Origin of the sequence: Azospirillum sp. HJ39 (assembly GCF_041507355.1) — a bacterium.
GTDB lineage: Bacteria > Pseudomonadota > Alphaproteobacteria > Azospirillales > Azospirillaceae > Azospirillum > Azospirillum thiophilum.
The window spans coordinates 1-5,266 of sequence record NZ_CP167903.1; the positions used below are offsets into that span (position 1 = coordinate 1).

The window sequence follows — 5,266 nt, forward strand, 5'->3', positions numbered from 1 at the left end:
ATAACGGTCATTGGCCGCCCTCCGCCCGCTCTCCCTTGGATGTGATCGCCGGGATATCAACCAACGCCACGCGGCTACGGATTCCATCCGCGTGCCCAAGAAGCGTGTTCACGAAATCAGTGAAAGCTTCAGGAGCGCATTCCATGCTTCCGTCGTCCGCCTCGTTGTCGATGTTCTTGAACCCGCAGTCCATCGCAAGTTCTTGCATGAAGCCAATGTACTCGCCGGGACTCCAGCGCTCGCCCTTGGGCTGGGCATTGTCGGCCGGGAAGCGGTTCAGCGCCCCTTCGATCCGCTGCAGCAGGTTCATCAGCGCGTTGCGCCCGTCCAGCGGGCACGGGCCGGCTTCCTTCAGCCGGTCGATCAGCTTTTCCAGATCGGCGACGGCGGACATGCCCGCCCGGTGTAGGTTCTGCTGTTTGGTCATTTCAGCGGCCCTCCGCCGCGTTAGGGGCGTAGTACCAATCATCGGCCTTCAGGCGGATGGGGCTGCCGACGCGGGCCGAAACCTCGTTGAACTTGTCGATGGTCGCTTGACCGAGGTTCACGCCGCACTGCATCGCCAGCAAGTCCAGATAGGTGACGACGTCCGCGAGTTCCTTGGCGATGGACGGGCGCGCCTCTTCAAGCGACAGGTCTCCGCGGCGAACCTTCTTCAGCAGGTTCGCCAGTTCCCCGGTCTCACCGGCAACCGCGGTCATCCAGTCGTTCAGAGACCAGTCGGAGCCGTCCGGCTGGCTATGAGCCGGTTGGCCCTGAGCATTTTTGAACGTAGGAAGGCGGGCTGTGTTGGCTCCGCGGAGCGCGTTGAAGGTCAGCCCATCCGTGATGTAGCCCATGGCTTGTTTCTCCTGTCAGAGTGTGAATCACCGCCGCTCGCGGCGGCCGGTCTTGGGGTTGAAGGTGCGGGGCCGCCACCGCCGGCCGGCGGCGCGGTCTTCGTCGAGGAAGTCGGAGACAAGGGCCGTGACCACGGCGAATGCGCCGGGCTGGCGCAGGACGCGCCATGTCATCACCGCTTCGTAGAGCTTCGCGCCGCGCAGCCGCGCCCGGTTGTTCCAGGCGACGCGGCAGAACGGGCTGCAAAATTCCTGCGCCAGATCGGTGGCCGTGTAGACGGCTCCACACTCCCGGCACACCGACCCACGGGCCGTAGGCGCAGGGGCTATTCCTGGGCCATCTGGCGGAACGCGTGTACACGCCGCGGATTTGCTGGGGTTCGGCATCACTGCACCCGCAGGCGCAGGTTCACCAGATACATGCAGCTGGTCTTCTGCCGACGCAGGCCGCGCGCCGTCATCTGGCGCATCAGCCCGTTCTGGCGCATCGGCTCAAGGCCGCGCGGCTTGCACCACGCGACGTAGGTTTCCCACAGAGCCGAGACCTTCAGCCGCGCACCGGGGGCCGGTTCGGTGCAGTCGGCAAGGAAGGAGTCCACCCAGTCCGGCGGCTCGTCCCCCTTCTTCTTGGACTTGGTGGCGTCCAGCGGCGGCAGGGGCGAGGACCGCCACAGCCGGCGGGCGGCGTCGCGACCGCCCAGCATGCGCGCTTCGCGGATGATGTCGATCCACAGGCGGTAGATCGCCTCAAGATCGGGATCGTGCGTCTGCGGTACGGCGGGCAAAGCTCCGCCGTCCACCGGATCGGTGGTGGTGTCGGTCATGTCGAAGTCTCGGGGTGCGGTCCCGGCAACCCCCGGCACTTCCGCCGAAGCCGGGGGTCACTGGCTGGGACACACGCTATGTGGCTGGATTGCGCCAGCCGCGCCCGCTGCCTACTGCGGCGGCGGCCAGAAGGGGCGCGGCGAGAAGACCGCACCCGCTCGGGTCGCCGCCCCGGTCAGGCGGCGCGGCGCGCGCCCAGCAGTGACCGGGCGTAGCCGCGGGCGGCTTCGGCATGCTTGGCGAGGTCGCTGGCACTGAAATCGGTCAGCAGGTCGGTATCGGTGACGGGGTCGCCGGCCGAGCCCAGGTCGGCGATTTTGCGGCCCATGGCGCGGGCGGTCGGGTGCAGGTCAGACGGGCTGCGCATCGTATGGCGGTGCTTCATGAATGGGCTCCGGGAAGGCCCCGGCAGGCGTCAGGCCCCGCCTGCCGGGTCAGGTTTGGGAGAAAATTCGGGGTAACCAGTAGCCCGAACGCATCAAGGGTTGGCATCATTATGCCAATATGTCAATGCATAATTATGCCATTTATGCGCGTCTGCCTGTTCGGATGGATTGCCGCTTCGGTAGGATCGTGATGATTCGAGGCCACGGCTCCTGATCTGGACCGCCTGAAACATGCCAACTGTGCTGGTCGGTAATCCAGCGAGCTGCGAACGAACCGAAGCTCACTGCTGCGAGTCTGTTTTGATTTTTACTCGCGCGTCGGCTGCAACGCTGCCGAGTCGAAACCATGCGACGCGAGCACTCAGGGCATTGTTATGCTTGGTGCTAATAAATGATCCTATCAGATATACCCTGATATGGCGGACTTGTGAGCTTCCCCGCAATTTTCACGTACCCGTCACATGTGGGATGCATCTTCCATTGGTCACTGCTAACGTTGATATCGTGCGTAACAAGACGGGTAATAATCTTTCGTCATGCTACAGGTACCGCCTGACATTCCAAAGCCTTTCGCCGATCTGGCAGTGATGGCTGCACGCCTGGATGCGCCGTTGGTCATTTTCGATGAACATGATCAGTGCCGCTATGCCAGTGATGGTATGCGGCAAGTCTATGCATTCTGCGATTTTGATCGCCCGCAGACCTTTGAAAGTCTGCTGCGAAAGTCGTGGGAATGTGGGGTGAGGCTGGACCTTAGCACGTCTTCCGACCTTACCAGCCATTTGGCCTTTGCGCGGGAGCGACGGAAGCGGGAGCGATTGGAGTTCACGCGAACTCATCCTCGCCGGCTGATCTGTACACATGCCCGCCTAACGTCCGGATGGAGCGTGCAGCTGCGCGTTGCGCCGGAACGAGCAGGGCTAGAGCACTATTTCACAGGCGACCAGCCGATAACCGGTGTGATTGAGGCCATTCGCCGTCGTGAAGAAGCGGCTCGCTGTTCCCTAGCGTTGGACACGCTGTCGCTGGCCGTCCTGGTGGTCTCGCCAGACTGCCGGCTGTTGCATGCCAACGTCGCAGCGGTGAACCTGTGCGACCGCGGCGACGGGTTCCTGGTCGATGACACTCGCCGCCTCCGCGCGGTTGATTCGGCCTTGGACCCGTTTTTCGCACGTACCATCGCTATGGCAGCCGGCGGCCAACTCGCCGGCGGGCGGTCCCTCTTGCATGTGGCCGGCTCCCGGCCTGGCGCGCCTCATGCGGTTTCGATCACGATGGGTGCCGATCAGCCTGGAGTGGCGGCCATCGTTGCGGTGTCTACTGCGCAACTGGACGATTTGGCGGTATCGCGCCTTCTGCGCAACCAGTTCGGGTTGACCCAGGCGGAAGCCGTACTGGCTGTCGAAATCGGCAGCGGGCACACGAACGAGGAAGCATCCAAAAAATTGGGAAAATCGGCGGCAACCGGACGGGAACAGCTTTCGAACATCTTCAAGAAGATCAACGGTCCACGTGGTCAACTTGAGTTGTCGCGTTGGGTGTCCGTATTGGCGTCGGTGGCCGGTGCCGCCCGGAAGCGCGGCAATTAACTGGAGACAATTGCATGAACGAAGACAAAGGTGCCATTGCCGAAGGCCTGGACCTGACTGCGGTGACTACCGGTTTGGTGCGTGATGGCATGGATCAGCGTGAGGCGGTGCGGGCGACCGAGATGTACCGTCAGTTCCTGGCGACATCCGCCCAGTACCCGCATGCGGTGCTGGTGCCGACGAAGCTGGTGGACAAGGCGTGGCATGCGCACATGGCCCTGCCACGCCAGTATGCGGCGGATTGTGCCGCGCTGACTGGTGACGTCATCGACCATAAGCCGGGCGTCTATGGCACCGCGGAGTGGTTGCTCGCTTACGACCTGACGCGCAAGCTGGTGCCGTACGGTGATCTGATGGCGCGGGACGCGATGGCGACCGATCCGATGGCCGGGGCCGAATGTTTCCGCATGCCGTAACGCAGTGACCGCCTGCGCGCAGGCGGAGGTTACTCAGGCGTTTGGGCGCCTTTTCACTGTGGCGGCTTTGGCGAGCCGCCAACCAGAGAAACCACGGGCTATTTCGGCGCGTGGCTGAACTCGGCTCCGCTGACCGGCGCACGGTAGGCGGCAGATTAGCTCAGGGGTGCCCAAATGTTGATGTTTTTGTTGATCATGGAGAACCCCTACTTGGCTTCATCGTTCCCATCGAAGCAAGGGTTCATCAATGCCTGAATTGTTTGACGATGCTGGAGAAGCTCGGCTCGCAGCGATGCTGTCGGCTATGACAGAAGCTCAATTGGATCGATTGCTGGAATACAGCGGAGCGCTGGTTATTCAGCGTTCAGTTCTCTCATCGCCTGAGCTTCAATTGCGGTCTTTCCCGGCTGAGGTGCTTTCCGATAAGCCTGAAGAATGAGACGTTCTTTTTCAGTGCGCGGAACATCTTCGCCCAAGAGCACAGCAATAGGACAGTTTGCGACAGCCGCAAGCGCTGCGTAAGTCTCAATTGAAAGGCTGCGCGAGTCGCCCTTCATAAAGTTGCGCACGACTGAAGAAGAGCCAAAGCCGGCCTTTTTAGCCCAGTCGTTTAAGCTGTTCACGACGCCAGCCGCCATTAACTCCTCAAGAACATTGAGGATTACTTGGCGGTATCGTCCCATTCCATCTTCATCGTACACCATGTGCGCCATTATGCACGCACCGCAGATTTATGCGCTCGCATACTTATGAAAAATAGTTGCGAAGCGGTAATCCCGATGCTGGTTGACGATGGCATAATTATGCCATATCGTCGCCCCTCATGATTACCCCCAACACCTGTAACGCGGTGCAATTCCGCATCCTCGCGTGGATGGCTGCCGAGCAACTGTCCGTCGAGGAATTGGCTGCGCGGGCGGGAGTGTCCCGTAGCGCATTGCGCAACATCAAGAAGGCTGGATGGAAGACCAGCTTCAGCACTGTCCGGCGCTTGGAAGATACGATTCCGCCGACTTTCAACGTCGACCTTTCGAAGGCGTCGCTTTGAATGCCCGCCGACGGCCGCAACACCGCGCCCCCGCCGGCCCGCTTTGGGCTGACGGGTCTGTGCGTGCGGATGTCGATGCTGCGTCCGGTGGGCTTCGGGCATGGCGTCAATATGAGGGCGCGAACGTCTCGCGTCATGTGCAATCCAAAAGAGAGTGTCGGAC

Annotated in this window: 9 protein-coding genes; 3 read left to right on the top strand and 6 right to left on the bottom strand. The window is 61.7% G+C overall.

Annotated elements, in window-relative coordinates; genetic code table 11:
• Window positions 1–7: 7 nt before the first annotated feature.
• The 5 genes from ABMY26_RS00865 to ABMY26_RS00885 form a co-directional block, all read right to left on the bottom strand.
• A complete protein-coding gene (locus ABMY26_RS00865) occupies window positions 8–427 on the bottom strand; it encodes a hypothetical protein (protein ID WP_372394006.1) in 420 nt (139 codons plus the stop codon).
• Between the two features lies 1 nt (window position 428).
• Window positions 429–839: a MazG-like family protein gene (locus tag ABMY26_RS00870; protein ID WP_372394008.1), complete on the bottom strand. Its 411-nt coding sequence runs from the start codon at window positions 837–839 to the stop codon at window positions 429–431.
• 27 nt (window positions 840–866) lie between these two features.
• A complete protein-coding gene (locus tag ABMY26_RS00875) occupies window positions 867–1,139 on the bottom strand; it encodes a hypothetical protein (protein WP_372394009.1) in 273 nt (90 codons plus the stop codon).
• An 86-nt stretch (window positions 1,140–1,225) separates the two neighbouring features.
• Window positions 1,226–1,663, bottom strand: a complete 438-nt coding sequence (locus ABMY26_RS00880; RefSeq protein ID WP_372394011.1) for a hypothetical protein — start codon at window positions 1,661–1,663, stop codon at window positions 1,226–1,228.
• Between the two features lie 176 nt (window positions 1,664–1,839).
• On the bottom strand, window positions 1,840–2,049 hold the full coding sequence (locus ABMY26_RS00885; protein ID WP_372394013.1) for a hypothetical protein: 210 nt from the start codon (window positions 2,047–2,049) through the stop codon (window positions 1,840–1,842).
• A 588-nt stretch (window positions 2,050–2,637) separates the two neighbouring features.
• Here ABMY26_RS00885 and ABMY26_RS00890 point away from each other — a divergent pair.
• Window positions 2,638–3,639 (top strand): helix-turn-helix transcriptional regulator, encoded by a 1,002-nt coding sequence (locus tag ABMY26_RS00890; protein ID WP_372393998.1) that lies wholly within the window; start codon window positions 2,638–2,640, stop codon window positions 3,637–3,639.
• A gap of 14 nt (window positions 3,640–3,653) precedes the next feature.
• The gene (locus ABMY26_RS00895; protein ID WP_372394000.1) at window positions 3,654–4,055 is read left to right on the top strand and encodes a hypothetical protein; all 402 of its coding nucleotides are present in this window, start codon (window positions 3,654–3,656) and stop codon (window positions 4,053–4,055) included.
• Window positions 4,056–4,408: 353 nt separating this feature from the next.
• Here the strand turns inward: ABMY26_RS00895 and ABMY26_RS00900 are convergent, their stop codons facing one another.
• Window positions 4,409–4,768 carry a hypothetical protein gene (locus ABMY26_RS00900; RefSeq protein WP_372394002.1) on the bottom strand — a complete coding sequence of 120 codons (360 nt, stop codon included), beginning with the start codon at window positions 4,766–4,768 and terminating at the stop codon, window positions 4,409–4,411.
• 110 nt (window positions 4,769–4,878) lie between these two features.
• On the opposite strand from ABMY26_RS00900, the gene ABMY26_RS00905 reads away from it, so the two are divergent.
• The gene (locus tag ABMY26_RS00905) at window positions 4,879–5,103 is read left to right on the top strand and encodes a helix-turn-helix domain-containing protein (RefSeq protein WP_372394004.1); all 225 of its coding nucleotides are present in this window, start codon (window positions 4,879–4,881) and stop codon (window positions 5,101–5,103) included.
• The last annotated feature ends 163 nt before the right edge of the window (window positions 5,104–5,266 follow it).